Source organism: Kitasatospora acidiphila, assembly GCF_006636205.1.
Classification (GTDB): Bacteria; Actinomycetota; Actinomycetes; order Streptomycetales; family Streptomycetaceae; genus Kitasatospora; species Kitasatospora acidiphila.
This window is the reverse complement of the sequence record NZ_VIGB01000003.1, coordinates 792,054-809,820: the sequence shown is the minus strand read 5'-3', so window position 1 is coordinate 809,820 and position 17,767 is coordinate 792,054. Positions and strand designations below refer to the sequence as shown.

17 protein-coding genes are annotated in these 17,767 nt (G+C 71.8%); 8 read left to right on the top strand and 9 right to left on the bottom strand.

Annotated features, from left to right (window positions below):
- Positions 1-113: 113 nt before the first annotated feature.
- The gene (locus E6W39_RS04505; protein ID WP_323808984.1) at positions 114-419 is read right to left on the bottom strand and encodes a GNAT family N-acetyltransferase; all 306 of its coding nucleotides are present in this window, start codon (positions 417-419) and stop codon (positions 114-116) included.
- Between the two features lie 336 nt (positions 420-755).
- On the opposite strand from E6W39_RS04505, the gene E6W39_RS04500 reads away from it, so the two are divergent.
- Both E6W39_RS04500 and E6W39_RS04495 read left to right on the top strand, forming a co-directional pair.
- Positions 756-3,488, top strand: coding sequence for a helix-turn-helix transcriptional regulator (locus E6W39_RS04500; protein ID WP_228717960.1), 2,733 nt, complete (start codon positions 756-758; stop codon positions 3,486-3,488).
- Positions 3,489-3,717: 229 nt separating this feature from the next.
- Positions 3,718-4,761 (top strand): AraC-like ligand-binding domain-containing protein, encoded by a 1,044-nt coding sequence (locus E6W39_RS04495; RefSeq protein ID WP_141632371.1) that lies wholly within the window; start codon positions 3,718-3,720, stop codon positions 4,759-4,761.
- Between the two features lie 7 nt (positions 4,762-4,768).
- On the opposite strand, the gene E6W39_RS04490 is transcribed toward E6W39_RS04495, so the two are convergent.
- Positions 4,769-7,045: a helix-turn-helix domain-containing protein gene (locus E6W39_RS04490; RefSeq protein ID WP_181799097.1), complete on the bottom strand. Its 2,277-nt coding sequence runs from the start codon at positions 7,043-7,045 to the stop codon at positions 4,769-4,771.
- Positions 7,046-7,209: 164 nt separating this feature from the next.
- Between E6W39_RS04490 and E6W39_RS04485 the strand changes: the two genes are divergently transcribed.
- Positions 7,210-7,566 carry a hypothetical protein gene (locus tag E6W39_RS04485; RefSeq protein ID WP_141632369.1) on the top strand — a complete coding sequence of 119 codons (357 nt, stop codon included), beginning with the start codon at positions 7,210-7,212 and terminating at the stop codon, positions 7,564-7,566.
- Positions 7,567-7,838: 272 nt separating this feature from the next.
- Here the strand turns inward: E6W39_RS04485 and E6W39_RS04480 are convergent, their stop codons facing one another.
- On the bottom strand, positions 7,839-8,288 hold the full coding sequence (locus tag E6W39_RS04480) for a hypothetical protein (RefSeq protein WP_141632368.1): 450 nt from the start codon (positions 8,286-8,288) through the stop codon (positions 7,839-7,841).
- Positions 8,289-8,822: 534 nt separating this feature from the next.
- On the opposite strand from E6W39_RS04480, the gene E6W39_RS39075 reads away from it, so the two are divergent.
- A complete protein-coding gene (locus E6W39_RS39075) occupies positions 8,823-8,987 on the top strand; it encodes a hypothetical protein (RefSeq protein WP_181799096.1) in 165 nt (54 codons plus the stop codon).
- A gap of 102 nt (positions 8,988-9,089) precedes the next feature.
- Here the strand turns inward: E6W39_RS39075 and E6W39_RS04475 are convergent, their stop codons facing one another.
- Positions 9,090-9,431, bottom strand: a complete 342-nt coding sequence (locus E6W39_RS04475; RefSeq protein ID WP_141632367.1) for a hypothetical protein — start codon at positions 9,429-9,431, stop codon at positions 9,090-9,092.
- Positions 9,432-9,823: 392 nt separating this feature from the next.
- On the bottom strand, positions 9,824-10,741 hold the full coding sequence (locus E6W39_RS04470) for a glyoxalase (RefSeq protein ID WP_141632366.1): 918 nt from the start codon (positions 10,739-10,741) through the stop codon (positions 9,824-9,826).
- 360 nt (positions 10,742-11,101) lie between these two features.
- On the opposite strand from E6W39_RS04470, the gene E6W39_RS04465 reads away from it, so the two are divergent.
- Both E6W39_RS04465 and E6W39_RS04460 read left to right on the top strand, forming a co-directional pair.
- A complete protein-coding gene (locus E6W39_RS04465; RefSeq protein WP_141632365.1) occupies positions 11,102-11,824 on the top strand; it encodes an alpha/beta fold hydrolase in 723 nt (240 codons plus the stop codon).
- A gap of 36 nt (positions 11,825-11,860) precedes the next feature.
- Positions 11,861-12,436: a Dps family protein gene (locus tag E6W39_RS04460; protein WP_141632364.1), complete on the top strand. Its 576-nt coding sequence runs from the start codon at positions 11,861-11,863 to the stop codon at positions 12,434-12,436.
- A 123-nt stretch (positions 12,437-12,559) separates the two neighbouring features.
- Here E6W39_RS04460 and E6W39_RS04455 read toward each other — a convergent pair whose 3' ends face one another.
- The 4 genes from E6W39_RS04455 to E6W39_RS04440 form a co-directional block, all read right to left on the bottom strand.
- Entirely contained in the window at positions 12,560-13,396 is an 837-nt protein-coding gene (locus E6W39_RS04455) for an alpha/beta fold hydrolase (RefSeq protein WP_141632363.1), read from the bottom strand.
- A 222-nt stretch (positions 13,397-13,618) separates the two neighbouring features.
- Positions 13,619-14,260, bottom strand: a complete 642-nt coding sequence (locus E6W39_RS04450) for an acetate uptake transporter family protein (RefSeq protein WP_141632362.1) — start codon at positions 14,258-14,260, stop codon at positions 13,619-13,621.
- Between the two features lie 295 nt (positions 14,261-14,555).
- The gene (locus tag E6W39_RS04445; RefSeq protein WP_141632361.1) at positions 14,556-15,038 is read right to left on the bottom strand and encodes a DoxX family protein; all 483 of its coding nucleotides are present in this window, start codon (positions 15,036-15,038) and stop codon (positions 14,556-14,558) included.
- A gap of 32 nt (positions 15,039-15,070) precedes the next feature.
- Entirely contained in the window at positions 15,071-15,733 is a 663-nt protein-coding gene (locus E6W39_RS04440) for a hydrolase (protein ID WP_141632360.1), read from the bottom strand.
- A 282-nt stretch (positions 15,734-16,015) separates the two neighbouring features.
- Here E6W39_RS04440 and E6W39_RS04435 point away from each other — a divergent pair, with 282 nt between their 5' ends.
- Positions 16,016-17,098, top strand: a complete 1,083-nt coding sequence (locus tag E6W39_RS04435) for an LLM class flavin-dependent oxidoreductase (protein WP_141632359.1) — start codon at positions 16,016-16,018, stop codon at positions 17,096-17,098.
- A gap of 18 nt (positions 17,099-17,116) precedes the next feature.
- Positions 17,117-17,752, top strand: a complete 636-nt coding sequence (locus E6W39_RS04430) for an FMN reductase (protein ID WP_141632358.1) — start codon at positions 17,117-17,119, stop codon at positions 17,750-17,752.
- Positions 17,753-17,767 lie beyond the last annotated feature (15 nt).

Sequence of the window (17,767 nt, the reverse complement as noted above, 5' to 3'; positions counted from 1 at the left end):
GGGAGGTCTGTTAGGTCATCTGACTGTCGGGCTGCGGTGGTGCGCTGCGGGACCAGCCCGGTGCACTGGGGGCACAGATGCCGGCCGGTGCCGCAGGCGCGGCGGGCGATGGTTCAGAGGCCGAACCGCGCGCGGTGCGAGGCGGGGACCAGGTCGGCGTACTCGGGGTGCTTGGTGATCCAGCCGCGGATGAAGGGGCAGTACGGCAGGACGGCGAGGTCCTGCTCGCGGGCCGCGTCCAGCGCGGCCCGCGCCAGTCGGCCGCCCAGGCCGCGGCCCTCGAACCTGGGGTCGATCTCGGTGTGGATGAAGGCGATCTCGTTGCCGGAGCGGTGGTACTCGGCGAAACCGGCGAGTCGGCCGTCATCCTGGATCTCGAAGCGGGACTTCTCGGCGTTGTCGTGGACGGACTGCTCCATGGTTCCTCCTCGGGTTTCGGCTGATCGCCTCGGCGGGCGGGCCGTTGGTGGCTGCACGAGAGAGCATAGTTGAAGAATCAACATTTGTCCTGGCGGTTGGTCAGGGGAAGGGGCCGCGAGGTGTCGCCCGGCGTGCGGGAGGCTCAAACTAGCCAGGCCCCGGGCCGGGCGATGGACTCCGCGCGCATCCGCCATTGACCCTCGGCGCACCGCCGTTCAGCCACGTCGGTCCGGTCGGGAACCAGGAGCCGCTGCCAGGGCCGGAACCGAAGGTCGTGACGGACGGTAACCTTGAGCGGCCGGGAGCGCGGACCGGCTGATCCAGAGGCGGCAGTGGTGGTGGAAGACAGGCAGGACCCGGTCCAGGCGCTGGTCGGGCGGAAGCGGGAGACGGAGCTGCTGACCGCGGCCCTGGTCCAGGCCGAGGACCGGGCGAGTGGTTCCACGGTGCTGCTGCGCGGTGACCCGGGCGTCGGCAAGAGCACACTGCTGGGCTGGGTGGAGCGGGCCGCGCGCGAGCGCGGATTCGGCGTTCTGCGGGCGGTCGGCGCCGAGGCGGAGACCGACTTCGCGTTCGGGGCCCTCCATCAGGCCCTCTGGTCGCCGCTCCAGCTGTCCGGGGCGCTGTCGGCGCATCAGCGGGACGCCCTGGACAGCGCGTTCGGCGTGCGGTCCGGTGCCCCGAGCGGGTTCGCCGTCGGTGCCGCGGCCCTCGCGCTCCTGGCCGATGCGGCACGCACCGCCCCCGTGCTGCTGCTCCTGGACGACATGCACTGGATCGATTCGTCCAGCGCGACCGTCTTCGCGTTCCTCCAGCGGCGCTCTGCGGAGCTGCCGCTGGTGATCGTCGGTGCCAGCCGGGCGGACGGTCCGTCCGCGCAGGCCTGGTCGGCCGAAGCCGTCGAGGTACGGGCCCTCGCTCAGCCGGAGGCGGCCCTCCTGCTGGCACGTTGCCACCCCGAACTGGCCGCGACCACCAGGGACCGGGTCCTGGCGGAGGCGGCGGGCAACCCGCTGGCGCTGGTCGAGCTGCCGCGGCAGCTGGCAGCGGCCCAGCAGCGGGGGGCCGAGCCGCTGCCGGAGCGGTTGCCCCTGGGACGCAAGCTGGAGCAGATGTTCGCCGAGCGGCTCGACGCGATGACGCCGGAGGTCGGCCACCTGCTCCTGCTCGGAGCCCTGGCCACCGGCTCGGACTTCAGCAGCGGGGTGTGGTTGCGGGCCGTGGCGGACGAGGAGGACCGGGAGACCCTGGACCGGATCGAGGCGGACGGCCTGGCCCGGATCGACGAGGCCGGACAGCTGGTCTTCCGGCATCCGCTGGTCCGCACCGCGGTGGTCGCCGCGGCCTCCGACAGCGCCCGCCGCGAGGCCCACCGGGCCCTGGCCGAACCCCTCGCACCGGACGACCCCCGGCGGCTGCTCCACGAGGCGGCGGCGGCGCTGCTACCGGACCAGGACCTGGCGCACCGCCTGCACGAGGTCGGCCGCGACCTCTCCCGCTGCGGCGGCGACGCGGAGGGCGCCCTGCTGCTCGAACGCGCGGCCGCCCTCAGCACCAGCTCCTGCGACCGGGTCCGCCGGCTCACCTGGGCCGCCGTGATGGCGGCCCGAGGCGGGCAACTGCGCCGCACCGCGGCCCTGGTGGAGCAACTGAGGGCCAGCACCGTTCCGGAGGACGTCGCCCCGCTGTTCGCGTACGCGGCGGTCTACGCGGACCAGAGCCACCACGTCGACTTCGAGTCCTCCGCCGCGCTGCTGCCCGCGGTCCTGGACAGGCTGACGGCGCCGGGTGCCGACACCCTCGGCGGGCTGGCGGAACAGGCCTACTTCAAACTGCTGCTGGCCGCCACCTACACCGACGACCCCTGGGCCTGGCGGGCGCTGGAGCGGCACCGGAAGAACGTGTCCGAAGCGGGCCGGCTCTGCCTGCGCGCCTGGACCGACCCGGGAGCACACGCGGCCGACGCACTGCGGGCGCTGGCCGACGGCATGACGGAGGAGCAGGGGGCCGGTTCGGCCTGGCTGCTGCTGTGGACCGCCTCGGCGCTCGACTGCCCCGAGGGCGACCTGTGGCAGCGCTTCAGCGGGCTGTCCGGCTACGCCACCCAGGGCTCCGTGGCCAAGGCCAAGTGCTACCAGGACTTCCTGCTCGGCCACTGGGACCAGGCGGCCGTCTGCCTGCGCGAGGCCGAGATCGCGGACGAGCTCGGCTACCACTGCAACGCCTTGATGTTCCGCCACTACTACGCCCACTACCTGGCCGGGCGGGGCGACGAGGCGGGCCTGCGGGAGATCGACCAGGCCATCAGGCCCACCGCCACGCGGGCCCGGATGCGGTACGTCCTCGACCGCCTGACCCAGCTGCACGGCCTGGTCGCGCTCGCCCACCAGCGCTACGAGGAGGCGTACGCGCACTTCTGCGAGATCACCCCGCCCGGGCACCTGCCCAGCGGGCCGCCCTGGCACCACGCGCTGGTCTTCGACCTGGTGACGGCAGCCGTGCACACCGGTCGGCACGCTCAGGCACGGTCTCACATCGAGGCGGCGCGCGCGGCAGGCTCCGCGGAGATCTCCGGCCGGCACGCCTTCCTGTTCGCGGCGGCCGTCGCCGTGGCCGCCGAGGACGACGGTGCCGAGGCCGCCTACCAGGCCGCGTACGCCGTGCCGGGGGCCGAGCGCTGGCCGTTCGACCTGGCCCGGCTGCGGCTCGCCCACGGTTCCTGGCTGCGGCGGCGCCACCGCCCCGGGGCTCGGGAGGTGCTGCGCGTGGCGCACCACGTGTTCCGCCGGCTCCGAGCGGCCGTCTGGGCGCAGCGCTGCGAGGAGGAGCTGCGGGCCGCCGGCGACGCGGTGGCCCCGCTGCCGGACGGACCGGCCGATCCGCAGTCCGCCCTGACCGGCCAGGAACTGCGCATCGCCCGGCTGGCCGCGACCGGCCTGACCAACAAGGAGATCGGGCAGCGGCTCCAGTTGTCGCCCCGCACCGTCGCCGCCCACCTCTACAAGGTCTTCCCCAAACTCGGCATCACCTCGCGGGCCGCGCTCGCCCGCGCCCTCGACACCCGCTGACCTGCCGGGTGTCCCGCGCAAGGTCCCCTCGTGGGGCGCACCGCCGCCGCCCGTGGTGAGGACGGACGGCACGGCACCGGTGGCGAAGTTCCTCCTGTTGTTCTTCCTGGTTCACGGCGGCGGCCGACGGTGGGATGGAGTTGGCGGCAGGCGCCGGTCCCGCGCCCGCCCGACAGCCGCGACGCCGGACCGTGAGTTCGGCGCGCCCGCAATCGTCCGAGGAGCGCTGATGTCCGTCGTTCTCGACACCACCGCGATACCGACCGCCGACCGCGCCGAGTACTGGCACGAGGCGGTCTCCCGCACGTTCATCCCGCTGGACGTGTCGCTGCTCGAAGGCTCGCCGGCCCCGGCACGCATCAGCAGCCACCGGCTGGGCGACCTCCAGATCTCCCGGGTGCGGTCCGGGCCGCAGCGGGTCGTGCGCAGTGCGGGCCTGATCGCGCGCGGCGGCGAGGACCACCTGACGTTGGCGCTCCAGCACCGCGGAACCGCTCGGCTGGTCCAGGACGACTGCCAGGTGCTGCTGCGACCGGGTGCGTTCGCGATCTCCGACGCCGGGCGGCCGTTCGCCAAGGAGTTGGAGGAGCCGTTCGACTTCACGGCCTTCCACTGGCCGCGGTCGGCGGTGGGAGTCTCGGAGGAGGACCTTCGGATGCTCACCGCGACGTCGTTCGACGCCGGGGAAGGCACCGCACGGCTGGTGGCGGCCTATCTGGAGCGCCTGGCGCGGGCCGCCGACTCGCTGGAGCCTGACGTCGCCGGTCGGCTCGCGACCACGGCGCTGGACCTGCTGGCGGTGCTCGCCGGTGAGCTCCGCGGTCGGTCGGTGTCGGAGCCGCCCGAGCCGGCCCGGGCCACCCTGGCGCGGGTGAAGGACCACATCCTGCGCAACCTCGGCGACCCGGACCTGTCGCCGGAGCGGATCGCGGCCGCCCACCACGTGTCGGTGCGGTACCTGCACAAGCTCTTCCGGCACGAGGACGCGACGGTCGCCCGCTGGATCCAGCGCCGGCGCCTGGAGATGTGCCGGCGGGAGCTGGCCCGGTCGGCGGGTCGCGTGACCGTGGCGGCGGTCGCGGGCCGCTGGGGGTTCGTGAGCGCCAGTCACTTCAGCCGGGCGTTCCGCGCCGCCTACGGGGTCTCACCGAGCGAGTGGCAGGCGGGTCCGGGGAGCGGCTTCGCCACGTCGCGGGCCGTGCGTCCTGCTGCTGCCGGCAGCGCGGCAGGGCAGGGCCCGCGCCGCCCGGCGGCACTGGCTGCCACCGGGTGACGTGACATCAACCAGCAGGCGTGCCCGTCCAGTTGCCCAGCAGCTCGACGGCTTCCGTCTTCCGGGCGGTGTCGCCGGCGGCCTCGGCGAGTGCGATCGCCTCGCGGACGGTCGCGAGCGCCCGCTCCCGGTCCCCCAGGGCGTTCAGGGCCCGGGCCTGGCCGAGCGCGGCGATGGCCTGCAGCATGGGAACCCCGAGCCGCGTGCCCAAGCTGCGGGCGTCGGAGTAGGCCCGCTCCGCGTCATCGGGACGGTCCAGGGCGAGCAGTGACTCGGCCTTCTGGGAAAGCGCGTTGGCCATGGTGAAGTCGACGATGTGGGGCGTGGCGGGGGCGGTGGCCGGGTCGGTGAGCAGCCCGATCACAGTGTCCAGGGTGGCGACCGCGGCCGTGGCCTCGCCCTGGTAGTACTCGGCACCGGCCAGCGCCAGCAGTGCCTGTGGGCGTCCCTCGCGGTCGCCGGCCGCGGCGAACAGCTCCGCCGATCGCCGCGCCAAGTCGATCGCCGCGCTGAGCCTGCGGAGCCCGACGGCGGCCGCGGCCGCGTAGAAGGCCGCCCATGCCTCCTGGAGGCGGTCGCCGCCCAAGTGGGCCAACTCGATGGCCTCCTCGGCGATGGCGAGTGCCTCGTGGGGGCGGTTCATGCAGTAGTACTGCGCCCAGGCGAGGTAGCTCGCGTGGGCCGCCTCCAGTGCCCGGTCGCCGAGCGCGTGCGCGGCCGCCCGGGACAGGCCGAACACCTCGTGCCAGTGCCCCCAGTACATCCAGCGGTCGGAGAACCAGTGCATGGACTCGGCGACGCGCACCACCTCGGTGTGGCGACCGTCCTCGGCCGCCGTCCGCAGGGCGGCGAGCCAGTTGGCACTCTCGGCTTCCAGCCACGCCTGGGCGGCCCGGGGCGTGTCGAACACGGGGTCGCTGCACGGGCCTTCCGGCTGGAAGCAGCAGCCGCCGGCCTCGGCGCTGTGGAGCAGCCAGCTGTGCATGGCGGTCTCCGCGGCCCGGCGGTCCTGCGGGGACTCCTCCTCGTCCAGGCGCTCCCGGGCGAAGAGGCGGATGAGGTCGTGGAACAGCATCCGGTCGGCGGTGGTGGTGCTGAGCAGGCCGAGTTCCAGCAGCTCGTCGAGCATCTCCTCGACGGGTCCGCGCGCGAGGCCGGTGAGGGCCGAGCCCAGCCCGGCATCGAAGTCGGGGCCCGGCACGAGCGCGAGTCGGCGGAACAACCGCCGGGTGGGCTTGGCGAGTTGCTCGTAGGAGAGCTGGAAGGCCGACCGGATGCGCAGGTCTCCGGCGGCGAGGCGCCCAAGGCGCAGCTCCTCGTCGCCGAGGCGGTCGGCGAGACTGCGCGCACTCCAGGCGGGGCGGCTCAGCAGCCGGTTGCCCGCGATGCGCAGCGCCAGCGGCAGATTCCCGCACAGGTCGGCGATCCGCGCCAGCGCCGACGGATCGGCCGCGGCCGACCCGTCCTGCGGTTCGTCATCGCGCAGCGCGAGGATCGCCCCGAGCAGGGTGGTGGCGGCCGCGGCGGGCAGGGGCTTCAGGACCAGGCGCCGGGCATGTTCGATCCCGGTGAGGGTGCGGCGGCTGGTGACCCAGACGGTGCCGTGTCCGGGGCCCGGCAGCAGTGCGCGCAACTGGCCCTCATGAGCGGCGTTGTCGAGGACGACGAGGACGTCCTGGTCCTTGAGGAGGCGGCGGTAGAGCGCCTGTCGCTCGTCCGTCTCGGTCGGGAGGTCGCGTTCGCGCAGGCCCAGGGCCCGGAGTAGGCGGCCGAGGGCCTCGTGGGGGGTGAGCGGTTCGGAGTCCAGACCGCGCAGGTCAAGGAAGAGGCAGCCGTCGGCGAACCGCTCGGTCAGACGTTCGCCGGCGTGCAGGACCAGCGCGGTCTTGCCCAGGCCGGGTGCTCCGGAGACGATCGACACCCGGGGCAGCCGCGGGTTGGCGATGGCTCGGCCGAGCCAGTCGACCTCTGCCTCGCGCCCGGTGAAATCCGGAACCGGGGAGGGGAGTTCACATGGGCGGGCGGCGACCGGACGCTGCCGGCGACGGCCCGAGCGGGCGGCGGCGAGCAGCGCCGCGGTGTCCTCGGAGGACAGGGCAAGGGCCTCGGCGAGCGCGGCGACCGTGCGGGGCTGCGGACCGCGGCTGTGGCCGCGCTCCATGTCGCCGATGGCGCGCCCGCTGACGCCCGAGTGCTCGGACAGCTCCTCCAGGGTCAGATCGGCCGTGTGCCGGTGTGCGCGGAGCAGCGGCCCGAACGCTTGGGGCTCCTGCGGGTCCATCATTCTCCCTGGTAGTTGAAACATCATCCTACAAGGGGGGATGGGACGTCAGTGGGCGGGCGGGCCACCGGCTGCCCGGACCGGGAAAAAGTTCGGCTGGGGTGCAACACAACCGAGCCCCGGCGACATTTTAGTAAGTGAGCCGCTCTACCGAGTGGATCACCTAAATGGTCGACTGGGAGCACACTTTGAGCAAGCGTCATCTCCGCCTCACCACCGGCGTCCTGGGTGATGGAACGTTCTCCGCCGACAAGGCGCACGGAACGGTACTGGAGGCGGGAGGCGAGGTCTTCCAGCCCGTCACCTGGCTTTCCTCTCCGCCGATAGCTCCCGATGCGAGCTGCACGACCGGCTCTCTCCTCGTCATAGCCCGCAGCGAGGAAGCCTTGCTCGTGAAGGTTCCCGTCAAGGACGCCCGCTTCTGCCCCAGCGGGGACATCGGCTCCCCGCAGGTGCTGATCGGGGTTCCGCAGACCACCCTGGACGACGCGCAGGCCCAGCTCCAGAACTTCGACGCCGAGTAGGGGGCACCCCCCGACCGGCGGGCCGGCTGCCGGCTGAAGCTGCACCCTGCGGTATCCAACCGCAGGGTGGAACTTCAGGCAGGAACAGCCGGGTGCGGGCGGCCCGATGTGTACGCCGGGCGCGCAAGCCGAAGCTGTGCCGGGTGCGTTGAGCTCGCCGGTGCCTCGGGAATCGAGTCGGAGCCACGCGGAAAGGCACCCCGACGAGCGCGGGAGCGAGGGCTGCCCCTCCTGCTCCGGCGCCCGGGGGCGCCGCTGCGAGTCGCGCTGGGTCAGCCGCAGTTGTGCTTGTCGCCGTTGAACGACTGGGCGATCTCCCGGCCGTTGTCATCCCACATGTCGACCTCTTCCCAGACGCAGGAACCCACGCCCTTGACGACCACGGGCCCGGCGTACCAGGAGTAGTAGTCGGAGTCGGTCTTCTCGCCCCAGTTCGTGTAGAGGGTGATGGCCGTCCGGGTCGACTGGCCGGCGAAGACCTGCTTGACCGCGACCTCGCAGTTGTTGGTGCCGTCCCAGTAGGTGTGGACGTAGGCCACAACGGTGTTCAGGTAGTCACCCTCGCCGTAGAAGGCGCGGGGCGAACCGGACACCTCGCTGCCGGCGCAGCCGTAGGCGCCGGCGCTGGCCGTGCCGACGCCGGAGACGGTCACACCGGTCGTGGCGGCGGCCACCACGGCCAGCGAGGCCGCGGTGCGACCGAGCTTGTTCATGAGCTTCATGCTTCCTCCATCGAGCTTGCTGCCACCAACAACCCCCCGTGCTCGCCAGGCGCACGACGGGCCGCCGCTCCGGCGGCCCGCTGCGGTGCGCAAAAGGACAACATGCCTGGCAGGATTGGCTGTTCGAACAGGAACAGCTTGGCAGTCGTAATGAGTGATCATACTGTCAGCCAATGATTTCGACCGTCAAGATCGTCCGGCCCACCTGACAATCCGTCTACCAACAGTGACGACCAGTCAGAGATGCTCCCAATGACCAGGCTTGACCTTGTCATTGCCTGATGGCGCAATTGTCGGAGATTCACTCCGGACCGTCGCGGACACCCTGGCCGCCGCCTGGGCTGACGGCATGCCAGCACAGCGCAGTGTCCACGGGTTCCTGTCCCTGGTCCGGCGCGAACCTGACGTCATCCCGCGCGGCGACGGCATCGTCGAGTGCCCGGGTCGGCCCGGCGCCGCTGCCGAGATCGCGTGGCATGCGTCCAGCAAGGGCCAACTCGGCCACACGGAAGGCGATTCATTGACCATGAACAGGTGGTCGGCGCGTTCTTCGCCACCTGCTCGGCGGACGGGCGCCCGGTCCAGCGCTGCCGGCGCATCCACGGCACCACGCTGTACCCGTCCAGCTTCTGCGCGACCGGGATCGCCAGATGCCCGTGGACGCCGTGGAACGTGGTGGAACGCGGCGGCGTAGCGTAGCCGCGTTCCACCACGTTGGTGTGTTCTTGGGCCTGATCAGGCCCCCTTGAGCGACCGGGAGGAGGTGTCGGGACCCACCCCTGGAGTCGGCCCGTGAGAGTGCTAGCCGCAGAGCCCCGAGTAGTCCCGGTTGATGTAGCCATCGCCCGCGCCCCAGGTTATGCACGAGTGCGGAGCGTACGCGTACACCGGGCCGGCGTAGTAGGAGTACTTACCGTAGTCCTCACCGTTGTTGGGGGAGGCGCCGTTCGGCCCCATGATGTAGACGCTGACCGCGCTCGGGGTGCCGATGTTCTGGGTCTTGATGTTCACCGCGCAGTCCGTCGAGCCGTTGAATTCGACGTAGACGGTGGATGCGGGGAGATTGTCGGTCCAAACATTGTAGTAGCCGGGTCCGCAGATGGAGGCCGGGTCCGAGGCGCTGGCAGGCGCCGCAGTCCCCATCAGGAAGCCACCAGCAGCGAGTGACAACGTACCGGCAACGGCGGCAATGCGCTTGGCGAGCACTATCTTCCCCCTGGATGATCTGAAAATCTGGCTGAAGCCGGGAGTCATTATGTGGGCTCGGGACAGCCCTCCGCAAGATCGATCCCGCTGACCGCCGGACTGTCGACCGAATGTGACGGTCCATCACCACCGATCGTGGTTTGCCACCGAACGGGGACGAACTGGGTCCACTGGGGGTCGAATGGGAATCGCAACACTCGAGTGGGTTGAGAACTGGGAAACATGGCCAAACTTCGCATCTCCGACGGCGCGATCTGAGGCTACGTCAAGACGAGGGTGGGCCCTGGCTGGAAGCTTCCCGCCAGGGTCCACCCGCGCCTTCGCCCCTGTCACCGGTCGGCGTGGAGCTCCGCGATGTAGCCGCCCGGGAACTGCACCATCGCGCTGTCCCGGTTGCCCACCGAGACCGGCCCCCACAGCACCGAGGCGCCGGCGGCCTTCGCCTTGGCCAGGGTGGCGCCCAGGTCGGACACGCCGTAGCCGGTCAGGTCCCGGCCGAACGGGTAGGGCAGGTGGCCGTCCGTCACCGTGATCGTCGTGGCACCGAAGCCCGAGGTGAGGTGCAGCAGGCGGTACGTCGTGCCGGGCAGGCCGATCGCGGCGCCGTCGGCGTGGCGGTCGTCGGAAACGATCCGGCCGCCGGTGAAGCGCAGGTAGCTGTGCAGGAAGTCGCCGACCGCGTCCGGCGACAGGTAGAGCCGGTTCTCCGGCACGCTGGCCAGCGCGGGGTAGGACGGCGCGGTGGTGTGCACGTAGAGCTGAGCGCTGATCCCGCCGGGGAACTGGACGATGGTGTCCCGGCCGATCGGGTCGGCGAACGGCGACACGGTGACGCCCGCGCCGTCGGCCTTGGCGGTCCGGACGGCCCGGTCGAGGTCGGTGACCAGCCAGCCGGTGCGCTCGGTGCCGAACGGGTACGGGACGGGCGTGGTGTAGTCGAAGAGCGACAGCGTGCCCACCGGGGACAGCACCAGCTCGGACATCGTCCTGCTGGGCGTCGGGGTCACCTGGGTGGCGACCGGCCCGAGCGTGCTGCCGCCGAAGGTGGCCACCCAACTGGCCGCGAACGCCTGCTCGGTGCCCGGCGCGACGTACACATGGGTGGTGTCGTACTGCGGCCCGACGGCGAGCTGCCGGTGCGAGTCCGGCGTCGTGCTGGCCTGGGCCATCGAGGCGGTGGGGATCGCCGTCAGTGCGGCGATCGCGGCCACCAACGGGATCGCCCGTCGAGCGAAGCCCTTCGTCATGGGGGGACCTCCCGGTCGTCGTTCACGCCCGGTGGCCGCTGTAGCCGGGCAGCGGGCGCGGGTCTGCTGCTGGTCGGAGGGTTGACCGGTGCCATGGGCCCGGTGCGGAGCCGACGGGACCCGCCCGCTCGACTACCTGACAGGACGGTAGGCGGCTCACCCGTCCGTACTTGGCCCGCAGCGCACCGCCTCCGTTCCGGCAGTGCACCGGGGCGGCGTGCCGTCAAGCGATGCGCTGCGGGGCCGAGCGCGGTGCGTCGATGGACAACAGACACCGGCCGAACCGCCCTACGGTCGGCGCATTCCGATCCGCATTCCGATCCGCAGTGCGCTCCGCGAGCGCACAAGAAAGGACCCCCTGTGACGTCGAACAGCCCTCCCACGGTCGTTCTGGTCCACGGCGCCTTCGCCGACGCCTCCAGTTGGGCCGGTGTCATCGCCGAACTCCAGGGCCACGGCGTGCCCGTGGTGGCGCCGCCCAACCCGCTGCGCGGTCTGGCGAGCGACGCCGCGTACACCGCCTCCGTGGTGGCCGGGATCGACGGGCCGGTCGTGCTGGTCGGCCACTCCTACGGCGGCGCGGTCATCACCGTTGCCGGCACGGCCGAGAACGTCGTCGGGCTGGTGTACATCGCCGCCTACGCACTGGAGGAGGGCGAGAGCCTCGGCGAGCTGCAGGGGCGCTTCCCCGACTCCCCGCTCGCGTCGAGCCTGCGGACCGCGACGTACCCCGTGGACGGGGGCGGCTCGGCGGTCGAGGTCTCGGTGGTGCCCGAGGCGTTCCCCTCGGTCTTCGCCGCCGACGTCCCCGAAGAGGTGACCAGGGTGCTGGCGGTGGCGCAGCGTCCGCTCGCCGCCGCGGCCTTCACCGAGCCGGCCGCGGCAGCAGCCTGGCGGAGCAAGCGCTCGTGGGCGCTGGTGGCCGGTGCGGACAACGCGATCAATCCCGAGGTGGAGCGGTTCGGCGCACGGCGGGCGGGCGCGACCGTCGTCGAGGCCGACGGGGCCTCGCACGCCGTGGCGGTGTCCCGGCCGAAGTTCGTCGCGGACCTGATCGTCGAGGCAGTTCGCGCGGTCGGCTGACCCGGCCCAACACACACCAACGAAAGGACGAGGAACATGAGCGCACAACCCACCGTGGGCGGCGGCCAGCCCTGGCTGCACCAGAAGGGCGAGGTCATCCAGGAGTTCGGGACGGTGAAGCTGTTCCCGCTCGGCCTGACGCACGACGCCCGCATGTACGCCTGCCAGCGGCTCAACCGGGTGCTGGCGGACACCCAGATCCTGTACGGGCTCTACAAGAAGCACCACTGGCTGGTCCGCGGCGCGACCTTCTACCAGTTGCACCTGGTGCTGGACAAGCACGCCGAGGAGCAGTTGGCGCTGGTCGACGCCCTAGCGGAGCGGGTCCAGAGCCTGGGCGGAGTGGCGGTGGGCGACCCCCGCCACGTCGCCGAACTCACCTCCGTGAAGCGGCCGCCGAACGGTGTCGAGGAGGTGCCGGCCATGCTGTCGCGGCTGCTGGAGGCCCACGAGACGATCCTCATCGACGCCCATGACGCGGCCGCCCGGGTCGCCGAGCTGGGGGACGACGGGACCAACGACCTGCTGGTCTCCCAGGTGATCCGCACGGGGGAGCAGCAGGCCTGGTTCCTGGCCGAGCACCTGGTGGACACGCCGCTGGTCCGCGCCTGACCGCCGCCTGACGGCACGAAGCCTCCGGCCCTCGCATCCTGCGGAATGCGAGGGCCGGAGGCTTCGTGCCGTGACGGCGAGGTACGCGGCTGCGGCGAGGTCGGTCGCCGCAGCCGCGCAGGGTCACTTCGCCAGGAAGGACAGCAGGGCCTCGTTGACCTCCTCGGCGTGGGTCCACAGGAGGCCGTGCGGGGCGCCCTCGATCTCCACGTACTCGGCGGAGGGCAGTGCCCGGTGGAACGGCCGGCCGGTGTTGTCGACGGGCAGGATGCGGTCGCCGGTCCCGTGCAGGATCAGGGCCGGCACGTCGATGCGCGGGATGTCGTCCCGGAAGTCGGTGTACCAGGTGGACGGCGCGGCCGAGGCGGCGTAGGCGCCCCCGCCGGCCGCGACGTTCCAACTGTTGCGGACGGCCTCCTCGCTGATCCTGGTCCCCAGGTTCTCGTCGAGGTTGTAGAAGTCCTGGAAGAAGTCGCGGTAGTAGGCGTAGCGGTCGGCCTTCACCGCCGCGACGATGCCGTCGAAGAACTCCTTCGGGGCGACCCCGTCCGGGTTGTCGTCGCTCTTCAGCAAGCAGGGCTCCAGGGAGGCCAGGAAGGCGACCTTGGCGACCCGGGCGGAGCCGTGGGCGGACACGTACCGGGCGACCTCGCCGGTGCCCATGGAGAAGCCGACCAGCACGGCGTTCTGGACGTCGAGCGTCTCCAGCACGGTGTTGAGATCGGCGGCGAAGGTGTCGTAGTCGTAGCCGGTGGTCGGCTGCGAGGACTGGCCGAAGCCGCGGCGGTCGTAGGTGATCACCCGGTAGCCGGCGTCGAGCAGCGCGGCGCTCTGCCGCTCCCAGGAGTGCCCGTTCAGAGGGAACCCGTGGATGAGGACGACCGGCTGCCCGGAGCCGTGGTCCTCGTAGTAGAGGTCGATGGAGGTGGAGTTCTCCTGGCCAACGGTGATGAACGGCATGGGATTTCTTCCTTTCGAGCAGCATGTGGCTGCGATGGGTCAGACGTTACGGTCGGTGGACGGAGGCTGGTTGCCTCTGGGAGCACTGCCTGTCGTCCGAGAGCGCTACGGGAGGGCCCGCCGATCGCGACTCGGCCGTGCGCGTACCCGGGGCGGGGTACGCGCACGGCCGAGTGGTCGCACAGCACGTCATGGAATTCCGGTGGTCGGGCGGGGCACCGGCTAAAGGGTCCGGCGCACCCCCGCCTGCCGCTCCAGCCGGCGCAGCTGGCTGGCCAGCCCCGCGTGCATGGCGTGGTGCGCGGGACCGCTGCGCCCGATCGGCAGGATCTCCCTGCCCTGCAGCTCCTCCAGCATCAGCGCGTAGCCCGCGTACATCGCAACCACCGCCAGGACCATGCCGAGCGCTCCGGCGGTGTGGCCCAGCCAGGCCGCGCCCGAGACGCCGAAGAGGCCGGCGGCGAGATAGCGGGGCACGGCGATCAGCAGGAGCAGCCACAGCGCCTTCTTCGGCCTCGCCACCGAGGCCATCAGCGCCGAGAAGACCGTGAACACCAGGTTCAACACGCCCAGCACCTGCGCACCGCCGCGGGCATCCGTCGCCGTGACCAGTCCGTTGGCCAGCCAGGCGCCTGCGAAGCCGGCCATCAGTGTTGCCGCGATCACGTCCCGGGCGCCGAAAGCGAGGACGCTGACCAGCAGTTGGAGCACGAAGGCGGGGAAGACCGTGAGCGCCACGGCCTGCCGGTCCGCGCTGTCGATCAGGCCGAGCTGCAGGCTGCTGGTGACGGCGGAGGCGATGGCCACGGTGTAGAAGCCCAGTGGCAAGGGCGAGGCGATGGGCCGCAGGGTGATCCGTGTCATGGAGTGCACGTCCGGCTCGGGTTCGGGCCCGGGGGCCGGATCCGAGCTCGTGGGTGTCTGGCGTTCGGCCTCCGCCGGGCTCGGTTCGCGCGTGGGCGCATCTTCCCTCACTGCCACCACCGTCTCGCTTCCTGCTCTTGGGGTATCGCGTCGTGGGATCGGCCACGAGCAGCGTGGCCGCCTGCCTCCCGATGCTCCTTCCGGAGTGCCGGAAGATCGCCAGGAGGCTGTCATGGCGCGGGCCCCGAGGCAGGGAGGTGCCTCGGGGCCCGCGCGATCAGGGGGGTGCCCGCGGTCAGGCTCGGTGCAGGGCGAGCCGCGTGGCCAGGCCGCCGCCGACGCCGGCGACCACTGCCACCGGCAGCCACCACAGCGGCCAGTGCGCCAGGCCCAGGGCGCCGTCGAGCGACCACTGGCCGGGGCCGGTGGCGGCCAGCGCCGCACCGGTGACGATCAGCACGAGGGGGTACTCGTACCCGTCGTGCTGCACCCACAGCCCGTGCGGCCACTTGACGGTGAGGGCGACGGTCATCACGCCCATCACACCCGCGCCGGCCAGCGGAGTGAGCAGGCCGAGCGCCAGCATCAGGCCGGCGCCGATCTGGGTGCCGCCCGCGGCGAGTGCGGTGAGCTGCCCGCCGCGGAAGCCGTCGCCGCGGAACTCCGCGGTGCCGCCGGCCAGTCCGCTGCCGCCGAGGCGGAAGCTGACCTTCTGGACGCCATGGCCGGCGATCAGCAGGCCGGCGACCACCCGCAGCAGGAGTAGACCCGTGTTCATGATGGGCTCCGGATCTGTTCGGTGACGGCCCGTCAGCCGGCGGCGTGCGGGTCGATCATGGACTGGGCGTAGACGACGCCCATGCCGTAGGCGCCGCCGTGCTCCTTGACCAGGTCGGTCACCTGGACGTAGGTCTCGGTGCGGGCCCAGTCGCGCTGGAGCTCCAGCAGCACCTGGAGCCAGGTGACCGGCACGGCGCCGGCGGCGGTCATGCGCTGCAGGGCGTGCTCATGGGCCCGCGGGCTGACGCCACCGGAGGCGTCGGCGACCACGTACACCTCGTAGCCCTGCTGGAGCGCCGACAGCGCCGGCAGGACCAGGCAGACCTCGGTCCACAGGCCAGAGAGGATGATCTTGCTACGGCCGGTGGCCTTGACCGCCTCGACCAGCGCCTCGTCCTCCCAGGCGTTCATGCTGGTCCGGTCGACGATCCCGTGGTCGGGGAAGACGTCCCGCAGCTGCGGGAGGATCGGCCCGGAGAAGGACTCCGCCGCCACGGTGGACAACACCACCGGCACGTCGAAGATCTTCGCGGCCTTCGCCAGGCCGACGGTCGAGTTGATGATGGAGGTGCGGTCTCCGCTGCCGGTGCCGAAGAACATCTGCGGCTGGTGGTCGACGAACAGCATCATCGAGTTGTCGGGCGTGAGCAGGTCGGGGCTGGGGGCGGCCTGGACGTTGGCGAAGTCCACCATGGTTCCTCTCCCATTGGGTAGTTGAGCTGAGTCAGGTGCCCCGGAAGGCCGTCGGGGCGCCACGTTCGACGACGCTAGTGCGCGCCACCCGACGTGGCTGCTCGCTCCGTGCCCTGGACTGTTCCGACACTGCACCGACGAGGAACCCCAGGTCAGCCGCTTGCACTGTGCGCTGTGGGGCAACCGACGATGCGCTGCGAAAGCACTCCGGGTGCAGGCGGCTGCCTAGGCTCGCCGCGGCGGCCCCATCGGGCTGTTCTGAAGACGGAGAGGCGGCACCCCTTGCAGTTCGGGATATTCAGCGTCGGCGACGTGACGGTCGACCCCACCACGGGACGGGAGCCGTCCGAGCACGAGCGGATCAAGGCCATCCTGGCCATCGCGCTCAAGGCCGAGGAGGTGGGACTCGACGTCTTCGCCACCGGCGAGCACCACAACCCACCGTTCGTGCCGTCCTCGCCCACCACCATGCTCGGCTGGATCGCCGCGCGGACCGAGCGGATCGTCCTCTCGACCGCGACCACCCTGATCACCACCAGCGACCCGGTGAAGATCGCCGAGGACTTCGCGATGCTGCAGCACGTCGCCGACGGTCGGGTCGACCTGATGCTCGGGCGCGGCAACACCGGCCCGGTCTACCCGTGGTTCGGCCAGGACATCCGCCAGGGCATCCCACTCGCGGTGGAGAACTACGGGCTGCTGCACCGGTTGTGGCGCGAGGACGTGGTGGACTGGGAGGGCCGCTTCCGCACCCCGCTGCAGTCCTTCACCGCCGTCCCGCGCCCGCTGGACGGCGTGCCGCCCTTCGTCTGGCACGGCTCGATCCGGTCCCCGGAGATCGCCGAACAAGCCGCCTACTACGGCGACGGCTTCTTCCACAACAACATCTTCTGGCCGCAGGAGCACACCCGGCGGATGGTCGAGCTGTACCGCACCCGCTTCGCCCACCACGGCCACGGGACGCCGGAGCAGGCGATCGTCGGGCTGGGCGGGCAGGTCTTCATGCGCCGCAACTCCCAGGACGCGGTCCGCGAGTTCCGTCCGTACTTCGACAACGCGCCGGTCTACGGCCACGGACCCTCACTGGAGGAGTTCACGGAGCAGACGCCGCTGACCGTGGGCAGTCCCCAGCAGGTCATCGAACGCACGCTGGGCTTCCGCGAGTTGGTCGGGGACTACCAGCGCCAACTGTTCCTGATGGACCACGCCGGCCTGCCGCTGAAGACCGTGCTGGAGCAGCTCGACATCCTCGGCGAGGAGGTGGTGCCCGTGCTCCGCAAGGAGTTCGCCGCCGGCCGGCCCGCGACCGTGCCCGACGCACCCACCCACGCCGCGCTCCGGGACCGCACCCCCGCCGCCTCCTGACCCCGACGGAGCTCCACCATGGAAACGACCTCTCCGATCACCCTGGCCGTGGTCTCGGCCGGGCTCAGCCAGCCCTCCTCCACCCGCCTGCTCGCCGACCGGCTCGCCGACGCCAGCACCGCGCACCTCACCCGGGCCGGCCGCGAAGTCCGGTTGCAGCTACACGAGTTGCGCCCGCTGGCCACCCCCATCGCGAACCACCTGGTCACCGGCTTTCCCGCGCCCGCACTGGCCAGTGCGCTGGAGGAGGTGAGCACGGCCGACGCGCTCATCGCCGTGTCGCCGATCTTCTCGGCCTCCTACAGCGGCCTGTTCAAGTCGTTCTTCGACCTGCTCGACCCCGGAGCACTGACGGGCACGCCGGTGCTGATCGCCGCCACGGGCGGCACCGCGCGCCACTCCCTGGCCCTCGAGCACGCGATGCGCCCGCTCTTCGCCTACCAGCGCGCTCTCATCGCCCCGACCGCGGTCTTCGCGGCCGCCGAGGACTGGGGCGGGACCGGCGACGCCCTCACCGACACCCTGCCGGTGCGGATCGAGCGGGCCGGCGGAGAACTCGCGGCGCTGGCCCTCGCGGCCGCCGCGGCTCCACGGCCCGCCGCCAGCCCGGCGCTGCCGTTCACCCCGCCGCCCGCCGCGCTCAGCCCTCACTGACCCGGCATCCACGTC

Excerpts from the sequence above, each read along its gene's own strand:
- E6W39_RS04505 (WP_323808984.1), bottom strand. The coding sequence starts at position 419 with ATGGAGCAGTCCGTCCACGACAACGCCGAGAAGTCCCGCTTCGAGATC.
- E6W39_RS04495 (WP_141632371.1), top strand. The coding sequence starts at position 3,718 with ATGTCCGTCGTTCTCGACACCACCGCGATACCGACCGCCGACCGCGCC.
- E6W39_RS04490 (WP_181799097.1), bottom strand. The coding sequence starts at position 7,045 with ATGATGGACCCGCAGGAGCCCCAAGCGTTCGGGCCGCTGCTCCGCGCA.
- E6W39_RS04485 (WP_141632369.1), top strand. The coding sequence starts at position 7,210 with ATGGTCGACTGGGAGCACACTTTGAGCAAGCGTCATCTCCGCCTCACC.
- E6W39_RS04480 (WP_141632368.1), bottom strand. The coding sequence starts at position 8,288 with ATGAAGCTCATGAACAAGCTCGGTCGCACCGCGGCCTCGCTGGCCGTG.
- E6W39_RS04475 (WP_141632367.1), bottom strand. The coding sequence starts at position 9,431 with ATGGGGACTGCGGCGCCTGCCAGCGCCTCGGACCCGGCCTCCATCTGC.
- E6W39_RS04470 (WP_141632366.1), bottom strand. The coding sequence starts at position 10,741 with ATGACGAAGGGCTTCGCTCGACGGGCGATCCCGTTGGTGGCCGCGATC.
- E6W39_RS04460 (WP_141632364.1), top strand. The coding sequence starts at position 11,861 with ATGAGCGCACAACCCACCGTGGGCGGCGGCCAGCCCTGGCTGCACCAG.
- E6W39_RS04455 (WP_141632363.1), bottom strand. The coding sequence starts at position 13,396 with ATGCCGTTCATCACCGTTGGCCAGGAGAACTCCACCTCCATCGACCTC.
- E6W39_RS04450 (WP_141632362.1), bottom strand. The coding sequence starts at position 14,260 with ATGACACGGATCACCCTGCGGCCCATCGCCTCGCCCTTGCCACTGGGC.
- E6W39_RS04445 (WP_141632361.1), bottom strand. The coding sequence starts at position 15,038 with ATGAACACGGGTCTACTCCTGCTGCGGGTGGTCGCCGGCCTGCTGATC.
- E6W39_RS04440 (WP_141632360.1), bottom strand. The coding sequence starts at position 15,733 with ATGGTGGACTTCGCCAACGTCCAGGCCGCCCCCAGCCCCGACCTGCTC.
- E6W39_RS04430 (WP_141632358.1), top strand. The coding sequence starts at position 17,117 with ATGGAAACGACCTCTCCGATCACCCTGGCCGTGGTCTCGGCCGGGCTC.